Genomic DNA, 19,774 nt, shown 5'->3' with positions numbered 1-19,774 from the left:
AACCACATGCGCCAGGCAGGACCGTGGCTGCGAGCCGCCGACGGAGCGATGCTGCTCGGACCGGACGGAGTCCCCGCACCGACGGTGTTCGCCGAGATGAGCGCCCTCGCCGCCAACACCGGCGCGGTCAACCTGGGGCAGGGGTTCCCCGACGAGGACGGGCCGGCCGAGGTGCTCGAGGCCGCGGTGCAGGCGATCCGCGACGGCGCGAACCAGTACCCGCCGGGCCGGGGCACCCCCGACCTGCGGGCGGCGATCGCCGAGCACCAGCAGCGGTGGTACGGGCTCGAGGTGGACCCCGACCGCGAGGTCCTCGTCACCGCCGGTGCCACCGAGGCGCTGGCCGCGACGATCCTCGCGCTGGTCGAACCCGGTGACGAGGTGATCACCTTCGAGCCGTTCTACGACGCCTACGGGGCGCTCATCCGGCTGGCCGGCGGGGTGCACGTCACGGTCCCGCTCACCGCACCCGACTTCCTGCCGGACGAGCGCACGCTGCGTGCGGCCTTCACCGACCGCACCCGCGCCGTGCTCGTGAACACCCCGCACAACCCGACGGGCCGGGTCCTGCCCACCGAGGTGCTGCAGACGATCGTCGACCTGGCCACCGAGCGCGATGCGGTGATCATCACGGACGAGGTCTACGAGCACCTGACCTTCGACGTCCCGCACACGCCCATCGCGACCCTGCCGGGTGCCGCGGAACGGACGGTGTCGGTGTCGAGCGCCGGCAAGACCTTCAACACCACCGGGTGGAAGGTCGGCTGGCTCACCGCTCCCCCGGCGCTCGTCGACGCGATCACGACGGTCAAGCAGTACCTGACGTTCGTGAACGGTGCACCCTTCCAACCGGCCGTCGCCGTGGGACTCCGCCTGCCCGACGCGGTGTTCACCGGCATCGCCGCCGACCTGCGCGCGAAGCACGAACTGCTCGCGAACGGACTGACGGCTGCGGGTTTCGACGTGATGCGCCCCGACGGCGGCTACTTCGTGCTCGCCGACGCCGCGCCGCTCGGGTACGACGACGCCCGCGCGTTCTGCCTCGAACTGCCGGCTCTGGCCGGGGTCGCCGGGGTCCCGGTGTCGGCGTTCGTCCGCCCGGACCGTGTCTCCGGCTACCGGTCCCTGGTGCGCTTCGCGTTCTGCAAGCGCCGGAGCGTCCTGGAGGACGCCGCCGCACGCCTGGCGACCCTCGGAACGCGCCCCCGCGCCTGAGACGCGACCGCGTCGGGGACGCGACGGACGCGTCAGCGCTGCCCCGGGCCTCCAGGCGGGGTGCGCAGTGCGACGTCGTACCGCCGCAGCGACAACGACGGGTTCACCCGACGGACTGCGTCCGTGACGGTGGTGTCGATCGTGGCGGTGAGGGTGCTCGGCGAGGCACCGGCCGAGGCCACAGCGACGCCGGACGGGTCGAGGACGACCGAGCCGCCGATCCCGATGGGCGGCGTCTGGCCGACCCCGACGACCCAGACGGTGTTCTCGATCGCGCGCGCCGTGAGGAGCGTGCGCCAGTGGTGCTCCTTGCCGGGCCCGCGCACCCACTCCGCCGGGAGGACGACGACGTCGGCCGCGCCGGTCTCGGGAGCGGCGAGCCGTCGGGTGACCTCGGGGAAGCGCAGGTCGTAGCAGGTCTCGAGCCCGACGCGGACTCCGCCGAACTCGAAGACCGGCAGCTGCTCCGGGTCGCCGGACTCGATGCGGTCCGACTCCCGCGAGCCGAAGGCGTCGTAGAGGTGGACCTTCCGGTACGTCGCCGCCACGTCCCCCGACGGGAGCACCGCGACCAGGGTGTTCCGGAAGCGCTCCGGCGTGTCCGCTGACTCGGCGACCCCGACGACCAGGGCGATGCCGGTCTCGCGAGCGACGTCGCGGAGGCCCGAGACGAACGGACCGTCCAGGGGCTGCGCCGCGGCGACGAACCGATCGTCGATGTCGGCGGTGAAGTACGAGGTGTACTCCGGCGTGACGAGGAGGTCCGCGCCCCGGGCGGCCGCGTCGACGGCGGCGGTGCGCACGGTGTCGAGGTTGGCGACGGGGTCGTCCACGGGGGCGAACTGCGCCGCCGCGATCGTGAGGGTGGCCATGCGGTGAGCGTACCCGGGGGTGTGCGGCGGGCGGGCCTGCGTTCGGTCGTCCTGCGAGCGGGCCTGCGTTCAGTCGTCCTGCGGGCGGGGACACGAAGAAGGCCCCGGTCCTGTTGGACCGGGGCCTTCATGTGACGCTTGGTTGCGGGGGCAGGATTTGAACCTACGACCTCTGGGTTATGAGCCCAGCGAGCTACCGAACTGCTCCACCCCGCGGCACGTTTAGAAGCCTACACGGGGCCGTGGCGGGACACAAATCGAGTGCCCCGCCACGGTGTGTCACTTGCCGTTCTCGGCTGCCGTGGCGGCCTCGATCGCGTCCTGGAGGCGCTGGTCGGCTTCCGCCGCAGCGACCAGGTCGTTGTCCGCGTAGGCCTCCTGGCGGTCCTGCAGGGCAGCCTTGGCGTCGGCCAGGGCCTTCTGCAGGGCGTCGTTGTCAGCCGAGCCGGAACCCGTCGAGCCGGTCGAGCCGGAGCCCGTGTCGGAGCCGGAACCCGTGTCCGAGCCAGACCCGCTGTCGGAACCGGAACCGGTACCGCTGCCGCTGTCGCCGCCGCTCGCGCCGGAGTCGCCGGCCGCCGCACCGGAGTCCCCGCCGAACAGCGAGTTCAGGGCCTCGTCGAGCGTGTCCTCGAACGCGATCTTGTCGCCGAAGGCCACGAGTACCTTCTGCAGCAGCGGGTACGAACCACTCGAGGTCGACTGGACGTAGACGGGCTGCACGTAGAGGAACCCGCCGCCGACCGGGAGCGTGAGCAGGTTGCCCTGCTTCACGGTCGAGTTGCCGCGCTTCAGGATGTTGAGCTCCTGCGACACGGTCGAGTCACCGTTGAAGAGGCTCTGCACCTGTCCGGGGCCCGGGATGTTGTCGGTCTTCGGCATCGTCAACAGCGTGAGTTTGCCGTAGCCCGACGCCTTCTCGCCCTTGCCGGCACCACCCGCGTCGGAGTTCACCGCCAGGTAGCCGGTCAGCACGTTGCGGTTGTTCGCCCCGGCCGACTGCTGCGGGATGTAGGTCGTGTACAGCGAGTACGCGGTCCCCTGACCCGGCACCTTCATCGTCAGGTAGTACGGGTCCTGCAGGTTCGCCCTGTTGGCCGTCGTCGTCGTCTGCGCGCCGAGCGCGTTCGTCGACGTCGCCGCGGTGTCGGCGTCACTGTCCGACGTCGCCGTGCTCGTCGGTTCCTGCGGGGTGTTCCACGCGTCGTCACCCGAGTAGAACGAGTTGGCGTTGGTCACGTGGTAGGTGCCGAGGATCGAGCGCTGCACCTTGAACAGGTCCGTCGGGTACCGCACGTGGTCGAGGAGTTCCGCGCTCATGCTCGACACCGGCTTCATCGACGTCGGGAAGATCTTCTGCCACGTCTTCAGGACCGGGTCCTTCGTGTCCCACGTGTACAGCGTCACCTTGCCCGTGTACGCGTCGACCGTGGCCTTCACCGAGTTCCGGATGTAGTTCACCTGGTCGGTGCGGTACGTCGAGGACTCGGCGCCGGCGATGCTGTCCGACAGGCTCTGGCTCTGCGAGTACGGGTACGCGTCGCTCGTGGTGTAGCCGTCCACCACCCACTGGATGCGGTGGTCGACGATCGCCGGGTACGCGTCGCTGTCGACGGTCAGGTACGGCGCGGCCTTCTGCACGCGGGTGATCGGGTCGCGGTCGTAGAGGATCTGCGAGTCCTTGTTCACCGCGTTCGAGAGCAGGATCTGCTCCGACTGGAACTTCGCAGCGTAGACGAGCCGGTTGAAGAAGTTGCCGAGGCTCGGACCGCCGTCGCCGGCGTACGTGGTGGTCGCGTTGCCACCGTTGTCGTCGTCGGAGCCGGACGGGTAGTCGAGCTCGACGTCCTTCGTGCCCTTCGGGGCACCCACGATCGAGTAGGGCGGCGAGGTCTCACCGAAGTACACGCGCTGCTGGAAGTCACCCAGGGCACCGTTCGACGGGATCCCGGACTCGAGGAACACCGGCTTGCCGTCGCTCGCGCGCTGGTTGCCGTAGGCCGCGGTGACGCCGTAGCCGTGGGTGTAGACGAACGCCCGGTTGTACTGCGTGTTCGCGGCCGAGCTGAGCCCGGCGAGGTCGATGTCGCGGACCGCGATCACGGTGTCCTCGGTCTCGCCCTTGACGTCGTAGCGGTCGACGTCCAGCTCCTTCGGGAACTGGTAGTACTGCCGGTACTGCTGCAGCTGGCTGAACGTGTCGGAGACGATCTTCGGGTCGATGAGACGGATGTTCGCCGTGGTCTGCGCGTCCTTCGCGAGCGCACCCGAGCTCGTCTCGGTCGTGGCGTCGTAGTTCTGCTCCTCGACGCCGGCGACACCGTAGGCGTCACGCGTGGCCTTGATGTTCCGCTCGATGTAGGCGGACTCGAACGTGCGCTCCGAGGGCTTCACCTGCAGACGCTGGACGACCCACGGGTAGATGCCCCCGACGACGATCGCGGCGACGAGCAGCAGGCCCGTCCCGACGATCGAGATGCGCCAGCGGCCGATGACCGCCGTGACGATGAAGAGCAACGCGACGATCGCCGCGATGCCGGCCATGATCTCGCGACCCGGGATCACCGCGTTGACGTCGGTGTACTGGGCACCGGTGATGAGCGAGTTCGACTTCGTCAGGGCCGCGTACTGGTCGAGCCAGAGGCTGACGGCCTGCAGCGCGATGTAGAGCGCCGCCGTGACCGCGAGCTGGATGCGCGCGGCGCGGGAGATCCGGACCTCACGACCACCGAAGCGGAGCGCGCCGTAGAGGTAGCTCGCCGCGAGTGCGGCGAGACCGGCGATGAGGACGACGGCCGACGAGTAGGCCACGATCGAGCGCCAGAACGGCAGCTCGAACACGTAGAACCCGATGTCCAGTCCGAACTGCGGGTCGGTCTTGCCGAACGGCGTGCGGTTGAAGTACTCGAGGACCATGCTCCAGCGCCCCGCCGTCGAGAGCCCGGCGAAGATGCCGAGGACCACGGGGATGCCGATCATCACGGCGCGCCGCAGGGGCTCGATGACCTGCTGGTAGCGGTCGAGCTGCGAGTTGAGCTTCGCGTAGACCGGCCGGAACCGGAACGCGAGCGCGATGCTCACGAAGACCGGGACCGCCATGCCGAGGAAGCCCGCCAGGAACATCAGCGTCCCGGCGATCCACCGGGTCGTGAGGACCTGCTGGAACCCGAGCTGCGCGAACCACGCGTAGTCGGTGTACAGGCTGGCGAAGATGAAGAAGGCGATCACCAGTGCGGCCAGCACGATGATCGTGACCACGATGGGGACCCGCGGCGAACGCCGCCCCGAGGTGGACGAGGTTGTCGTCACTTGATGTGCTCCAGACGTGTCGGACCGGCGCGCCCGGCTCGCGGCGGGCCGTCAGTGACACTGATCCTATGGGACCCGACCGGACGTGAACCTGTACGGGGACTCAGGACCGGGTCAGGAACCGCAGCGGGCGAGCTTCGCGGTGCTCCCGCCGTCGGCGATCGTCTGCAGGTCGGTGACGGCCTGGTCGAGCGTGGAGACGCTGTAGACGTCGAGTCCGTCCGGCACGTGCCCGACGACCTCGTCGCAGTTGTCCGCGGGGGCGAGGAACACCGTGGCACCCGCGTCCGCCGCCCCGTAGAGCTTCTGGCGGATCCCACCGATGGGCCCGACCTCGCCGTCTGCCGTGATCGTGCCGGTGCCCGCGACGTGCTTGCCGCCGTTGAGCTTGCCCGGCGTGATCTCGTCGATGATCCCGAGCGCGAACATCATGCCGGCGGACGGACCGCCGACGTCCTGCAGCCGGATCGACACCTTGAAGGGGAACTCGTAGCGCTCGGTGACACCGACCCCGAGCAGCGCCGTGCCCTGTTCACTGCGCGGCGTCACCCTGACGTCCTCGGTCGCGCCGTCCCGTTCGACGGTGACGGTCGCGGGGCGCGAGGTGCCGTGCTTCGCAACGAGCTCGCGGAGGCTCGAGGCGTCGGCGTTCGTCGTGAGCGACCTGCCGTCGAACGCCGTGATGACGTCGCCCTTCTCGATCGCGCCGTCGGCCGCCGAGCCCTCCTGCACGGCGCTGACCTCGAGTTCCGTCGGCAGGTCGTTCCCCTGTTGGATGAGCGCGGCGGCGACGGCCGACTGCTGCGATGCCTGCATGTCGGCGGAGTCCCGCTCGTTCACCTGCTCGGTCGTGGTGCCGCTCGGGTAGATCGCCTCGACCGGGATGACCGCCTGTGACCTGGTGAAGATCGCGCGGATGACGCTGGTCCAGGACGGACGGTTCGTGGAGTCGCCCTGGATGCCGACGGTGAGCATGTCGAGGGCACCGGCCGTCGGGTACGTCTCGTGGCCGGACACCTGGATGAGCTTGACGTCCTTCGCGTCCTTGCCCGTCCCCTGCTTCTGCGTGCCGATGGTGTTGTAGACCGGCCCGGGGACCTCGATGAGGTACGGGCTGGGCAGCAGGCTCGCCAACAGGCCCAGGACGACCGCGCCGATCAGGAACGCCCACCCGACGGTCCGGGCACGCGAGCGACGACGGGGCGCGGGGGCGAAGAGGGTCACGCGGGGTCCTTCCGAGGTGGGCACCCGCGCCTGGCGGCAGGGTGGTCGCCCACGTCTCGCGACGGGGCTGTTCGCCCTGGGCGCAGCGCTTCGGGCGTTCCCACGGGGGCATCCCAGGTGCGGCCCCGTGAGCAGCGATTAGCGTAGTCGGCATGCCTGATGAACCACAGCCGGGGCCGGACGACGACTTCCAGGAGATGCTGCGCAAGCTGCTCTCGGGCGAGGGGCAGATCGACCCGTCGCAGCTCGCCGGTGCCGCCGGTCTGCCGAACGACCCGGCCTCGGTGGCGAACCTGATGAGCCAGCTCCAGCGAGCCGCCCAGTCCGGCGGTGACGGCATCGACTTCTCGGCCACCGCCGAACGCGCCACCGCGATCGCTCGGGAGGGCGGCCACCCCGTCGACCCGGCCACCTCGCAGGCGGCCGACCAGGCGTTCCAGGTCGCCGCACTGTGGCTCGACGAGGTGACGACGGTCGCCGAACTGACCGCGACCCCGAGTCTCTACACGCGCGAACAGTGGGCCAAGGCGACCGTCCCGGTGTGGACGCAGATCGCCGAGCCGGTGGCCTTCAGCATCGCCGATGCCCTGACCGAGGCGATCGACCAGCGTGCTCCCGAGCAGCTCAAGGCGATGCTCGGTGACGTCTCGAAGGCGATGCGCGGCATCGGCGGGGCGTTGTTCGCGATCCAACTCGGTCAGGTCGTCGGGCAGCTCTCGAAGGAGGTCGTGTCCGGCGGCGACGTCGGCGTGCCGCTCCTCGACGAGCAGGTCGCAGCGCTCCTGCCCCAGAACGTCGCCGAGTTCGCCGAGGGCCTCGACGTCTCCGAGGACGAGGTCCGCATCTACCTCGCGGTCCGCGAACTCGCGCACGCCCGGCTCTTCCGGTCGGCACGGTGGCTCCGGCTGCACATCATCTCGTCGATCACGGACTACGCACGGGGCATCCACATCCCCTTCGACCGCGTCGAGGAACTCGCGGCCGACATCGACCCGACCAACCAGGAGCAGCTGCGCGACGCACTCGCGTCGGGTGCCCTCATCCCGCCGCGCACCGCCGAGCAGGACGCCGCCCTCGCCCGGCTCGAGACGATGCTCGCGCTGGTCGAGGGCTGGGTGGACACGGTCACCGCTGCTGCCACCGTCCGTCTCCCCAAGGCCGGGGCGATCGCCGAGATGGTGCGCCGTCGCCGTGCCGCGGGTGGCCCCGCCGAGTCGGCGTTCGCCACACTCGTCGGCCTCGAGCTGCGGCCGCGCCGTCTGCGTGAGGCCGCGGCGATGTGGCAGCGGGTGACCGACGAGCTCGGTGCCGAGCAGCGCGATGCCCTCTGGTCGCACTTCGACCTCGTGCCGACCTCGGACGACGTCGACGCACCCGACGCCCTCGTCGCACGGCTGCGGAACCCGTCCCAGACCGACGAGGACGACGCGTTCGACAAGGCCCTCGAGGACCTGCTGAACGACTCGACCGGTGCGCGCCCGCACGAGGACGAGTCCGGCCGCGTGGCCGACGACACCGAGGGTGGAGCGGGCGACGAGCCCGGGAACGACACGGGCGACCAGCCCCGCTGAGTTCTCCACAGATCCCTCTTGTGACCCCACGCGTGCCGCGCACTCCGGCACCGTGGGGTCATGGGCATCCGCATCGATCCGACGCTCGAGTTCGTCTGGCGTGACCCCGCCACGGTCCAGCTCGGGGTGGACCCCCCGCGCGCGGTCGTCGCGGTGCCCACCACGGGGGAAGAGCGGTTCCTCAACGGCCTCCGACGAGAGACCGGGCACGACGTGCTGTCCGGCCTCGCGGCCGCGTCGGGGTGTTCTCCGGAACGTGCTGCCGGGGTGCTCGGTGCCGCGTCGCCCGCGGTGGTCGAGGTCCTGCCCGAGCCGCTCGAACGCATCGAGGTGCACGGCGACGGTGTCCTCGCCGACACCGTGGCGACGTTCCTGTCCGGCGAGGGCGTGACGGTCAGTCGCACCACCGCGCCCGCCGGGGGGCCGATCGTGCTGCCCGAGCCCGAACCACGCCTCGCCGTGGTGGTGGCCGACCACGTCGTCGACCCGGCGCTCCGCACCGCGTGGACCCGACGGGGTGTGCCGCACCTGGCGGTCGTCGTCGGGGACGGACGCGTCCGTCTCGGTCCGTTCGTCGTGCCGGGAGCCGGGCCGTGCCTCCAGTGCGCTGAGTACGCACGCGTCGACGACGACCCGGCCTGGCCGGCCATCGCCGCCCAGGTGTGGGGCCGGCACCCGGCACCGCTCTCACCGTGGCGGGCAGCGGCGGTGGCCGCCGCCACGACACGGATGCTGCTGGAACGGCTCCCGCTCCGGACGCAACGGGCCGAGCCCGACCAGCTCGTCTTCGAGCGCGACGACCTGACGGTCAGTCGTTCGCCGGTCCGACCCCATCCGCGGTGCGCGTGCCGAGCGCTGCCAGGAACCGACTCGGAGCCCGGGCTCCCCCACGCGTGGAGCCCTGTTGCGACCACGTGATCGTGACGGATCGGCGGGCTCGGGTCAGCCCGACGTAGAACAGGCGTCGCTCCTCGTCCACCTCGGTGTCGGTCGACGCGTGCGAGATCGGCAGGAGACCCTCGGCAGCGCCGGCGATGACCACGTGCGGCCACTCCAGACCCTTCGACGAGTGCAGCGTCGCGAGCGTGACGGCGTCGACCTCGGGCTCGTGGTGGGTCGCCGCACGGTCCACCAGGTCCTGGGTGAACTGCTGCATCGTCGTGCCGGCGGGGGCGTCCTCGGCCAGGCCCATGATCGCCTGCAGCGCTTCCCACTGCTCGCGCACTGCACCGGTGCCCTCCGGCGGCGTCTCCGTCCAGCCGCTGACCTGCAGCACCAGCCGGACCCGTCGGGTCAGCTCGTCGTCGGTCTGCCGGATCGCCTCACCGCGCATGTGGTGGACAGCGAGCTTGACCTCCGGGCGGTTGAAGAAGCGGGTGCCTCCCTGCACGCGGTACGGGATGCCGTTCCGGCCGAGCGCGGACTCGAGCGCTGCGGACTGCGCCCCGACGCGGAAGAGCACGGCGCATTCCCCGTAGGACGCTCCGGCCCCGACGAGCTCGGCGATGCGGCGGGCGATGGTCTGCGCCTCGTCGCCGTCGTGGACACAGGCCAGCACGACCGGTTCCGGGCCCGGTTCCTGGCTCTGGGCCACCAGGTCGAGTGCCCCGGGCTGGCCGCGCATCAGCGTGTTGGCCGCGGACACGACCTCGCGGGTGGAGCGGTAGTTCCGCTCGAGGCGCAGGACCGACCCGCGGGGGAACTCCGACCCGAACCCGAGCAGGTAGTCGCTCGAGGCTCCGGCGAACGAGTAGATGGTCTGACTTGCGTCGCCGACGACGCACAGGTCGTCACGCCCGCCCAGCCAGGCCCGCAGCAGGTCGTGCTGCACCGGCGAGACGTCCTGGTACTCGTCGACCACGAAGAACCGGTACTGCTGCCGCACGTACGACGCCACGCGGGGCTCGGACTCGACCATGCCGAGGGTCGCCAGCAGGACGTCCTCGAAGTCGAGCTGCCGCCGGTCGTCCTTCAGCCGCTCGTACGCCTTCATCAGGTCGATGACCCGGCGCGGTGTGGTGTCCCGCGGCATCACCCGGTCCGCGGCGGCGGCCTCGTACTCGTCGAGCGAGAGCATCTGCACCTTGCGCCACTCGACCTCGGCGGCCAGGTCGCGGAGCACCGGGGTGTCGACGTGCATGCCGACGGTGTCCGCGGCGTGGGCGATCATCCGACCCTTGGACTCGACGATCTTGGGGGCGTGCCCGCCGACGGTGTCCGGCCAGAAGTATCTGAGCTGCGCCATCGCGGCGGCGTGGAAGGTGCGCGCCTGGACCGTCCCGGCCCCGAGGGCCCGCAGGCGCGACCGCAGTTCACCGGCGGCACGGGTCGTGAAGGTCAGCGCGAGGACGTGGTTCGGGGCGTAGGTCCCGGTGGCGACCCCGTAGGCGATCCGGTGCGTGATCGCACGGGTCTTGCCCGTCCCGGCACCGGCCAGCACCGCGACCGGACCGAGCAGGGTGCGGGCGACCGTCCGCTGCTCGGCGTCGAGCGCGGCGAGCAGTTCGTCGGGCGACGGCGGACGGGGCTCGACTGCCCCTGCGCCCGTTGCGCCGCGCGGACCGGCGACGCTCACGGCAGGTCCAGCGGCCCGCCGTACCACTCCTCGATGATGGCGCGGGCGATCGAGGTGCGTCCCGGCAGCAGCAGGGTGTCGCCGGCGCGCTCGCGGATCTCGTCGCGCGAGAACCACCGGACGTCCAGGATCTCCACGCCGTCGGGGCGTGCGGTCGTCGGGTCACCGCCGGCTGCACGGGCACGGAAGCCCACCATCAGCGACGCGGGGAAGGGCCACGGCTGCGAGCCGAGGTACTCGGGCTCCTCGACGCGGACGCCGGACTCCTCCCAGACCTCGCGGCGGACAGCGTCCTCCAGCGACTCCCCCGGCTCGACGAACCCGGCCAGCAGCGAGTACCGGTCGGCGTCCCACGCGGCGTTGGAACCGAGCAGGATCCGGTCGTCGGCGTCGACGACCCCGACGATGATCGCCGCGTCCGTGCGCGGGAAGAGGTCGTGTCCCTCGGGGTCGCGGCGGACCCATCCGCCGCTCACGACGGCCGTGGGCGACCCGGTGCGCGGCGAGAAGCCGTGCACGGCGTGCCAGTTGGCCATCGCCACGGCTTCGACCGCCAGGCCCTGGTCGCGCGGCGAGAGCTCGGTGCCGAACATCCGGAGGCTCTGCCAGGCGTCGTCGTCGGGTTCGATGGCGGTGGCCGTCGCGCTGTCGATCAGGGCGGCGACGAAGCGGGTACCCGCCGGCGCGTCCGCGGCGTCCGACACCGCACGGCCCAGGTACAGGGTCACGGTGTCGACCGGGATCTCCGACGCGGCCACGAAGCGCAGGGTGCCGTCGGCGTTCCGGAGCATCTCAGCACCACGCACCGGCAGGTACCGGGTGTGCTCGTCCTCGCGCAGGACACGCTCGACGTCGTCGGTCGTGCGGAACTCGGCGTCGCGGTCGAGTTCGTTGCGGGAGAGCGGGAGCCGGGCGGCGAACTCGACGGTCACGGCGGGAGAGCTCCTCGGATCGGGTGCGGACGTGCAGGAGACGTGCGGTGGGCGTGCGGGCCGCCGAACAGCGTGGCGTGCAGCCGTGCACGCGTCACGCGCCTACCCTGAGGGGCATGGCGGGATCCCAGTTCACTCTAGCCGCGTTGGCGACGACGGCCGTTCCAGGTCTCCTCGTCACGGGCACGCGCACGCTCGGTTCGGCCGCGGCCGGCGACTACGAGTCGGCGCTCCTCCGCGACGCCGACGGCACCGAGATCGTCATCCGCCGCCCCCGGAACCAGCGCGCCGAGGCCCGGCAGTCAGCCGACCTGGTCGCCATCCGTGCGCTGAGCGCCGGCATCCGCACACGGCTGCCGTTCGGCGTCGCCGAGTACCGCGGCCAGGCCCCGATCGGGTCGACGCGCGCCATCGTCACGACCCGACTGGCCGGGATCCACCCGACCCTCGCGTCGCTCGTCGAGCGCCCCGACCTCGCGACCAGCGTCGGCCGTGCCGTCGCCTCGATCCACCAGCTGCCGACGAGCTTCGTCTCCGACGCCGGGCTGCCCTCGCTCACGCCGTTCGAGGTGCTCCGGTCCGCAGTCTCGGTGATGGACCGCGCCGTGGCGACCAAGCTCGTCCCCGCCGCGCTCGTCGAACGTTGGGAGGGCGCCGCTCGGGACCAGCAGCTCTGGCAGTTCACACCGACCGTCGTGCACGGGTCGCTCGGCACCGGAGCCCTGCTCGTCGACGGCGATGCGGTGACCGGGGTCCTCGACTGGGGCGAGCTGCGGCTCGGCGACCCGGCGAAGGACCTCGCCTGGGTGCTCGCCGGCCGCCGCGACGCCTTCGACACCGTCCTCAGCGCCTACGAGGCGAACGGCGGCGGACGCGACCGCCAGCTCGCTCAGCGTGCGCGCGTGCACCACGAGCTCGAGACGGCGCACTGGCTGCTGCACGGCGTGCAGGCGAAGAGCACCGAGGTCGTCGACGATGCCGTCTCGATGATGCACCGCCTGGTCGACGCGGTGCACGCCCCGAGTGCGGAACCGCTGCAGTCCGTGTCACCCGAGACGATGGAGATCGGCGAGGTGGAGCAGCTGTTGTCCTCCACCGAACGCCGCCACGGCTGACGCCGCCTCGTTCCGCACCGTTTCGTTCCACACTTCTCGTCCACACCGTCTCGTTCCACACCGCCCCACGGTGGTCACGACTCCCCGCTCAGTTCCGCCGAGCGGTCACGACCTGTCGGTCGCAGCGCGGCCAACCGACGGTCTGTGACCACTCGCTGTGCGTCCTGCGGGGTGTCGTGACCGGTCCCGGCCGCCGCCCGGGCACCTGACGCGACCGCCTGGAGGCCCGGTGCCGGCCCGGCGGACCGGCACCGGGCCTCCAGGGCGGAGCACGACACGGGCACGGCGCGACACCGCGGCGCGGCTCGACACGGGCGCGGCGCGACACTGACGCGGCTCGACACGGGCTCAGCGCGACAGGGCGCAGGGCGACGCGCGAGGCGCGCAGCGCGACACGGGCGGAGCACGACACGAGCGCGACGCGCCTTCCGCGGGACGTCAGCTGCCGATGGCCTCGGACCACGCACGCTCGAGTCCGGCGCGGTCGAGCAACTCGGTCGGACGGACCTCGAGGTCGTCGGCCACGAAGTAGAACACCGCGTCGACCTGGTCGAGCGGCCGCCCGGTGAACTCGGCGTAGGCGACGCGGTACAGCGCGAGCTGCAGCGTGCGTCGGGCCAGGTCGTCCGCACCGGACGGTGCCTTGCCCGTCTTCCAGTCGACCACCTCGGCACGCCCGTCGATCTCGTACACGGCGTCGAGCTTGCAGACGACGCTGTGCCCGAGGAACGGGATGTGGATCTCGCGCTCGACCTCGATCGGCGTCAGCCCGGCCCAGCGGGAGCGGGCGAACGTCGCTTGGAAGTCCGCCAGTCGACGGGCGTCGTCGTCGGTGACCACGGCGTCCGGCGACGCATCGGCGAGGTCGTCGGCATCGAGGTCGAGCTCCCCGTCCCACACGTCGAGGGTCTCGAGCGCGCCACCGCTGCGCGCACGCTGCTCCACCCACTGGTGGAAGAGCGTGCCGAGCCGGGTCGCGCGGTACGGTCGCTCCGGCATCGGCCGGCGGAGCCGCTCGGCGACGGAGTCGGGTTCGGTCAGGTAGTCCTTGAAGCCCGACGCCGGCACCCGGTGCGGGACGGCGACCGCGTGCTTCGCGTTCCGGGTGGCGTGCCGCTCGGCGAGCAGCAGGTCGATGTCGGCGGCGAAGCGCCCCGCCGCTCCGGGGTTCGCGTTCCGCACCCGCTCCGCGGCGGCCAGGACCCGCGGCGCACGCTGCCCGAACGGCACGTGCGGCCAGGTCTGGGTCGCGCCGCTCTCCCCCATCGGGTTCTCGTCGTGCACCGTCGTCTCCGGGATCGCCGCACCGTCGATGACGCCGGCGTCCACCAGGTCGCGCAGGTAGCGGCTCGGCTCGGTGGGTCGGACCCCGCCGGCCCAGAACGAGCCGGACACCAGCAGGTCGTGCTTGGCACGGGTCAGGGCGACGTAGGTGAGCCGGCGTTCCTCGTCCTCGTTGCGGGCCTTCACCTGTTCCTTGAAGGCGTCGATCGCCGTCGTGACGTCCTTCTGGGTCTCCTGCCCGCGCCAGGCAAGTCGTGGCAGCTCGGCGGCGTCCCCCCGGAACTCGTACGGCAGCCGGCCGAACCCCAGCCAGCCGGACGAGCCCTCCTGCGGGCGTGCCGGCAGTCCGCCCTCGACCATCCGGGGCACCGCGACGGCGTCCCATTCCAGCCCCTTCGACCCGTGGATCGTCAGGATCTGCACGGTGCCGGCCTCGGGCTCCTCGGAACGCGGGCCCATGTCGTCACGCCGGGCTGCGGCGTCGATCCACCCGAGGAACGAACCGAGGTCGGCGCGGTCGTCGGTCGAGACGAAGCCGGCGAGTTCGTCGATGAAGGCGTCGAGGTAGGCGCCGCTCCCCTGTTCGTGGGCGGCGACCTCGATGTCGAGCCGCATCTCCTGCACGACGAGCGTCACGAAGTCGACCAGGTCGCTCCCCGCGCGTGACCGGAGCATCGCGAGCTGGCCGCCGAGCGCACGCATCCGGCTGCGACCCGCGGCGGTGATGCCCTCGAGCGCGCCGTGCTCGTCGGGCGCGGTCGCCACGAAGTCGAGCGCATCGACGATCGACCCGTGCTCCCCGGCGGCAACGGAGGCCCGGAACGCCGCGGTCAGGTCGTCATCGAGCCGCTGCTGAGTGTGGTCGCGCTGGAACAGCCACCGGGCGAGCTGGTGCAGGGCGACGATGTCCGCCGCACCGACCCGCCACCGTGCACCCGCGAGCAGCCGGATCAGGTCGTTGCCGGCCGCCGGGTCGTGCAGCACCCGCAGGCACGCCACCAGGTCGACGATCTCCGGGCGCTGGAGCAGTCCGCCGGTGCCGAGCACGTGGTACGGCACCCCGCGGGCACCGAGCGCCGCCGTGAACGCCGCGAGGTCCTTCCGCGCGCGCAGCAGCAGCGCCATCGAGCCCGTCGGGTCCTGACGGCGGTGGTCCTGGAACCACGCCGCGACCTCGTCGGCCTCGTCCGGCAGGGTCTCGGGGAACACCACCCGCACGGTGCCGGCGTCCGCGCCCGGCCGGGGCGAGAGCCGTTCGACGTCGACCTCGGACGCCTCGGACAGCGGTGCCACGATCGCGTTCGCCCCCGCGAGCACGTCCACCGGGTTCCGCCAGCTGGTCGACAGCGCGAAGGTCACGGGTTCGGCCACGCCGGGTTCGTCGCCGCCGAAGTCGTGCGGGAACCGGGCGAGGTTCGCGGCACTCGCACCGCGGAACCCGTAGATCGACTGGTGCGGGTCGCCGACCGCCATCACCGAGTGCCCGCGGAACAGCCGGGCGAGGAACCGGGTCTGCACCACCGAGGTGTCCTGGTACTCGTCGAGGAGCACCACCCCGTACCGGCTCCGCAGGTCCGTGACGACGCGTGGGGCCGACTCGGCTGCGGCGAGCGCGAGGGCGATCTGGTCGGAGAACTCCACGAACCCGCGGTCGACCTTCTGCCGCCGGAACTCGGCGACCAGGTCGGCCAGGGGTTCGAGGGCGCCGATCGCGGCGACCGCGTCGGTGATCGCCTTGTACGGCTTGCCGCGGTTGCCGGGGATTTCGAGCAGCTCCGAGAACTCGATCGCGAACCGGCGGAGGTCCTCCGGCTCGACGAGGTGTTCGGAGGTGGCACCGGCGAGCGCCACCACGGCTGCGGTCAGGGTGTCGACGTCGCGGTCGAGTCCCGCGAGCCGGTCGTCGCGGGCGGCCACCACGACCCGACGGGCGAGCTGCCAGGCCGAGGGTTCGGTCAGCACCTGGGACTCGCCGTCACGCCCGACGAGCAGGGCGTTCTCGCGGAAGACCGCGTTGGCGAAGGCGTTGTACGTCGAGACGGTGGGCGCTTCGAAGGCGTCCCCGGGGGTGATCAGCCCGACGTCCTCGAGCGCGCGGATGCGGTCGTTGATGCGGACGGAGAGTTCGCCGGCGGCCTTGCGGGTGAAGGTCAGCCCGAGGACCTCGTCGGGTCGGACGAGTCCGTTGGCCAGCAGCCAGACGACGCGCGAGGCCATCGTCTCGGTCTTCCCGCTGCCGGCACCGGCGACGACCAGCGCCGGCACGAGCGGCGACTCGATGACGGCACGCTGCTGGGCGGTGGGACGAGGGCGGCCGAGGGCGTCGGCGATGGCGTCGGCGCCGTGCCGGATGACGGGCGGAGCAGCGGCAGCCGTGTCGGCCGCAGTAGCTGTGCCGGTCGTGTCGGTCGTGTCCGCGGTGTCGCTCACCAGGTCACCTCCGCCACCACGTGGATCCGGCACTCGACCCCGGTCCGGGCCTTCTCGCAGTGGTCGTCCACGTTCGCCACGAACGTCCGGCCGGCCATGCCCCGTGCCACCCCGTGCAACCGCTCGCGGTAGGCCTCCCGTGCCTCGGCGTCGAACGCGTGCTGCGTCCGCTCGGAGTACGCCTGTCCGCCGCGAGGGTTCTGGACGAACACCAGCCGGGCGTCCGTCATCGGAGACCCCGCCGGCACGCCCTCGACCGCGCCGTCCTCGACCGCGAGTTGGTAGGCGCCGAGCTGCGGGTGTTCCGGCATGTCGTTCTTCTCGCTGGGCATCGAACGGCCCGTCTTCAGGTCGACGACGCTGACACGGCCCTCGGGGTCGACCTCGATGCGGTCGATGCTCCCCCGGATGCGGGCGGGGCCGGTCACGAGCGCGAACGAGGTCTCGGCGCCGAGCAGTCGACGGCCGGCACTGGCGAAGGTGCGGAGGTAGTCGCTCAGCCCCTCGATCATCCGCCGGGTCCGGGCGCGTTCGCGGTCGGCGACCCAGGGCGACTCGAAGGTGAGCTCGTCCCACCGCGCCTCGACCCGCTCCCACAGCGACTCGACGTCGATCTCGGTGGCGTGCTCCATCGCTTCGTGCACGATCGTGCCGATGCCCATCACCGGGCTCGGGGCACCGCCGCCGAAGGTCTGCGCGAACCAGTGCACCGGGCACTCCTCGAAGGTGCCGATGCGCGACGGCGACACCGACACGGCCGGAGCGACCGGCTCGCCGCCCTCGACCTCGGGCGCGGGCTCGGCGTCGAGGTCGACCAGGGGGTCGTCCGTGGTCGGTTCGGCGAGCCCGTACCACTCGTCCGGAGCCGCACCGGGTACCTCGGCCTCGGCCAGGCGGGCCAGCGCGGACGCGGCCTCGTGATCGCCCGAGCCCACCACCCGGCGGCGCAACGACCCGGCGAGCCCACGCAGGGACAGCGGGTGGACGGTCGGCTGACGGTCCGGCGGCACCGGGACGAGTCGGACGAAGGGTGACGGCGACTCGTCGTCGTTCGCGACCGTGCCGATGACGACCTGGGTGGTGGCGCGCGAGACGGCCCGGGCGAACAGCCGGAGTTCGTCGGCGACCACGGCGGCACGGTCGTCGATGGGCGAACGCTCGACCCCGGCAGCAGCGCGGACCAGTCCGTCCGGGTCGAGCAGACTGCCGCGCACCCGGGTGTTGGGCCAGACGCCGTCCTGCAGACCGAGCACCACGACCACGTCGCACTCGAGTCCGATCGTCGCCGACGGCGTCAGCACCCGCACCCGGCCGGCGGTCCGGTCGGGGCCGATCGAGTCCTCTGGCAGGTCGGCGCCGAGCAGGTCGTCGACGAAGACCCGCGCAGGGGCGTCCGGCGTGCGCTCGACGAAGCGCTTGGCGGCGGTGAACAGGCCGACGACGGCGTCCAGGTGCCGGTCGGCTTCCCCGGCGCCGACCCCACCGGCGGCGGACTGGGCACCCCACGACTTCGCGAGACCGCTGCGTTCCCAGAGGCCCCAGAGGATCTCCTCGATGCTCGATCCCGCCTGGGCGTCGGCACGCGCCTGCACCAGGCTCCGGGCCAGCCGGGTCGCGCGTCGCGCGAACCCGGCGTCCACCGTCGCCAGGCGCTCCGGTGCGCCCAGGGCATCGACCAGCAGTTCGTCGGCGGTGCGGCTGCCGTCGCCCGCGAGCTCCTCGCGCCGCAGGGCGAGCCGGAGCCGACGCATCGCCAGGGTGTCCAGGCCACCAAGGGGCCCCGTGGCGAACGCGGTGGCCAGGGCGGCGTCGAGCGGCAGGACGTCGAGCGCCACCGCAGCCGCGTCCAGCAGCGCCCGCGCCGCGGAGTCGTCGCGCGGACGGACGGGCGCGGCACCGGCGGTCGCCGGGACCTCGGCCACGGAGAGTGCCCGGACGAGTTCGGGGATGGCAGCACCGCTGCGGGTGACCACGGCCATCCGGTGCCACGGCACGCCGTCGAGCAGGCGGTGTTCGCGCAGTCGACGGGCGATCGCCACGACGAGCGCGGACCGGCTGGCGGCCTCGAGGTGCACGACGGCGTCGGACCGAGCATCATGGTCGCCCGCCGACGCGCTGCGCTGACGGCCGGCCGCCGCGGTGCCGATGCGACCCGTGACGCCCGTGACCAGGGCGCGGACCGGGGCGGGGTGCCGGTGCACCGCGCCGAGGAACAGTTCGTCGACACGGTCGACCCCGAGTCGCACGGCCAGTCGACCGAGCACGTCCGGTTCGGCGCCGCGGAACGCCGAGGCGGCGATGTCCGGGTCGCCGAAGGCCACCACCTGCACGCCGGAGCGCGCGAGCGCCCCGAGCAGGGCGATCTCGCCCTCCACCAGTTCCTGCGTGTCGTCGACCACGACCAGGCGCAGGGCGGCGATGCCGGCGGGGAGCTCGTGCCGCAGCACCGCGGCGGTGGCGTACGCCACGAGTTCACCGGAGTCGAGCCCGGTCGGCCGGAACGCGGTGACCGATGCCCGGTAGTCGTCCACGAAGTCGCCGACGGCCCGCCACTCGGGCCGTCCGAGCTCGTCGCCGAGTTCCCGCATGTCGTCGGGCTCGACGCCGGCGGCCACCGCACGCATCATGACGTCGCGCAGGGCGGTGCGGAACCCGGCTCGCTCCCGGACCACGGAGGTGATCGGGTCGGGCCAGGCCGGTCCGGCTCCGTCGAGTTCGTGCCCGGCGAGCAGGTCGGCGATGATCCGGTCCTGCTCCCCACCGGTCAGCAGCGTCGGGGGTTCCTGCCCCTGCACCGACGCCGCGTGGGTGACGATCTGGAACGCCAGTGAGTTCACGGTGCGTGCGAGGGCACCCGGCACGACCCGGTCGACCACCCGCGCGAGCCGGTCACGCAGCGCCGTTGCAGCCGTCCGCGCCGAGGTCAGGGCGAGGACCGTCGCGTGGCCGTCGGGCGTGATCGCGCCAGGTCGGGCCAGCCGATCGGCGACGAGCCGTGCGAGCGTGGTCGTCTTGCCGCTGCCCGGCGCACCGATCACCGCGGCGTGACGGCCGTCCGGCAGCGCGAGCACAGCGGCCTGCGAGGAGTCGTCGACCAGTGCGCGCGCGAACCCGGTGTCCTCGGGAGCGGGCATCAGCGTGGTCTGCGGCACGCTCGTACGGTACCCAGGACCGCCGACAGCACCGCTGCGGACGCGCGGGGCACCGGTCGTCGCGCCGTCGAGTGCGCCCGCGGCGAACGCCCGAT

At 72.2% G+C, this 19,774-nt stretch carries 11 protein-coding genes and 1 tRNA gene; 4 read left to right on the top strand and 8 right to left on the bottom strand.

Going from position 1 to position 19,774, the window contains the following annotated elements; translation table 11 throughout:
* Positions 1 to 6: 6 nt before the first annotated feature.
* Positions 7 to 1,215: an aminotransferase class I/II-fold pyridoxal phosphate-dependent enzyme gene (locus ABRP24_RS08490; RefSeq protein WP_027464589.1), complete on the top strand. Its 1,209-nt coding sequence runs from the start codon at positions 7 to 9 to the stop codon at positions 1,213 to 1,215.
* A 32-nt stretch (positions 1,216 to 1,247) separates the two neighbouring features.
* Here the strand turns inward: ABRP24_RS08490 and ABRP24_RS08485 are convergent, their stop codons facing one another.
* The 4 genes from ABRP24_RS08485 to ABRP24_RS08470 all read right to left on the bottom strand — a co-directional run bounded on the left by ABRP24_RS08485 (position 1,248) and on the right by ABRP24_RS08470 (position 6,620).
* Positions 1,248 to 2,087 (bottom strand): carbon-nitrogen hydrolase family protein, encoded by an 840-nt coding sequence (locus tag ABRP24_RS08485; protein WP_232749696.1) that lies wholly within the window; start codon positions 2,085 to 2,087, stop codon positions 1,248 to 1,250.
* A 139-nt stretch (positions 2,088 to 2,226) separates the two neighbouring features.
* Positions 2,227 to 2,303, bottom strand: a tRNA-Met gene (locus tag ABRP24_RS08480).
* Between the two features lie 63 nt (positions 2,304 to 2,366).
* The gene (locus ABRP24_RS08475; protein WP_173035750.1) at positions 2,367 to 5,345 is read right to left on the bottom strand and encodes a UPF0182 family protein; all 2,979 of its coding nucleotides are present in this window, start codon (positions 5,343 to 5,345) and stop codon (positions 2,367 to 2,369) included.
* Positions 5,346 to 5,510: 165 nt separating this feature from the next.
* Positions 5,511 to 6,620 (bottom strand): PDZ domain-containing protein, encoded by a 1,110-nt coding sequence (locus tag ABRP24_RS08470; protein ID WP_301600359.1) that lies wholly within the window; start codon positions 6,618 to 6,620, stop codon positions 5,511 to 5,513.
* 152 nt (positions 6,621 to 6,772) lie between these two features.
* Here ABRP24_RS08470 and ABRP24_RS08465 point away from each other — a divergent pair, with 152 nt between their 5' ends.
* Together ABRP24_RS08465 and ABRP24_RS08460 are read left to right on the top strand one after the other, a co-directional pair.
* Positions 6,773 to 8,191, top strand: a complete 1,419-nt coding sequence (locus ABRP24_RS08465) for a zinc-dependent metalloprotease (protein WP_301629647.1) — start codon at positions 6,773 to 6,775, stop codon at positions 8,189 to 8,191.
* Between the two features lie 60 nt (positions 8,192 to 8,251).
* Positions 8,252 to 9,109, top strand: coding sequence for a TOMM precursor leader peptide-binding protein (locus ABRP24_RS08460; protein ID WP_301629646.1), 858 nt, complete (start codon positions 8,252 to 8,254; stop codon positions 9,107 to 9,109).
* Here ABRP24_RS08460 and ABRP24_RS08455 read toward each other — a convergent pair.
* Both ABRP24_RS08455 and nudC read right to left on the bottom strand, forming a co-directional pair.
* On the bottom strand, positions 9,000 to 10,766 hold the full coding sequence (locus ABRP24_RS08455; RefSeq protein ID WP_349848031.1) for an ATP-dependent helicase: 1,767 nt from the start codon (positions 10,764 to 10,766) through the stop codon (positions 9,000 to 9,002). The genes ABRP24_RS08460 and ABRP24_RS08455 overlap by 110 nt on opposite strands.
* Positions 10,763 to 11,698, bottom strand: coding sequence for an NAD(+) diphosphatase (nudC, locus tag ABRP24_RS08450; protein ID WP_173035761.1), 936 nt, complete (start codon positions 11,696 to 11,698; stop codon positions 10,763 to 10,765). The genes ABRP24_RS08455 and nudC overlap by 4 nt, the downstream gene beginning before the upstream one ends.
* Positions 11,699 to 11,814: 116 nt before the next feature.
* On the opposite strand from nudC, the gene ABRP24_RS08445 reads away from it, so the two are divergent.
* Entirely contained in the window at positions 11,815 to 12,813 is a 999-nt protein-coding gene (locus ABRP24_RS08445; RefSeq protein ID WP_301600363.1) for a phosphotransferase, read from the top strand.
* Positions 12,814 to 13,251: 438 nt separating this feature from the next.
* On the opposite strand, the gene ABRP24_RS08440 is transcribed toward ABRP24_RS08445, so the two are convergent.
* Together ABRP24_RS08440 and ABRP24_RS08435 are read right to left on the bottom strand one after the other, a co-directional pair.
* Positions 13,252 to 16,527, bottom strand: a complete 3,276-nt coding sequence (locus ABRP24_RS08440) for an ATP-dependent DNA helicase (protein WP_301600364.1) — start codon at positions 16,525 to 16,527, stop codon at positions 13,252 to 13,254.
* Positions 16,524 to 19,679 carry a PD-(D/E)XK nuclease family protein gene (locus ABRP24_RS08435; RefSeq protein WP_349848034.1) on the bottom strand — a complete coding sequence of 1,052 codons (3,156 nt, stop codon included), beginning with the start codon at positions 19,677 to 19,679 and terminating at the stop codon, positions 16,524 to 16,526. The genes ABRP24_RS08440 and ABRP24_RS08435 overlap by 4 nt, the downstream gene beginning before the upstream one ends.
* Positions 19,680 to 19,774 lie beyond the last annotated feature (95 nt).

It is taken from the genome of Curtobacterium sp. WHRI 8282 (assembly GCF_040223925.2).
GTDB lineage: Bacteria > Actinomycetota > Actinomycetes > Actinomycetales > Microbacteriaceae > Curtobacterium > Curtobacterium flaccumfaciens.
Note: the sequence above shows the minus strand (reverse complement) of the source record. Positions and strands in the feature narration are given on the sequence as shown.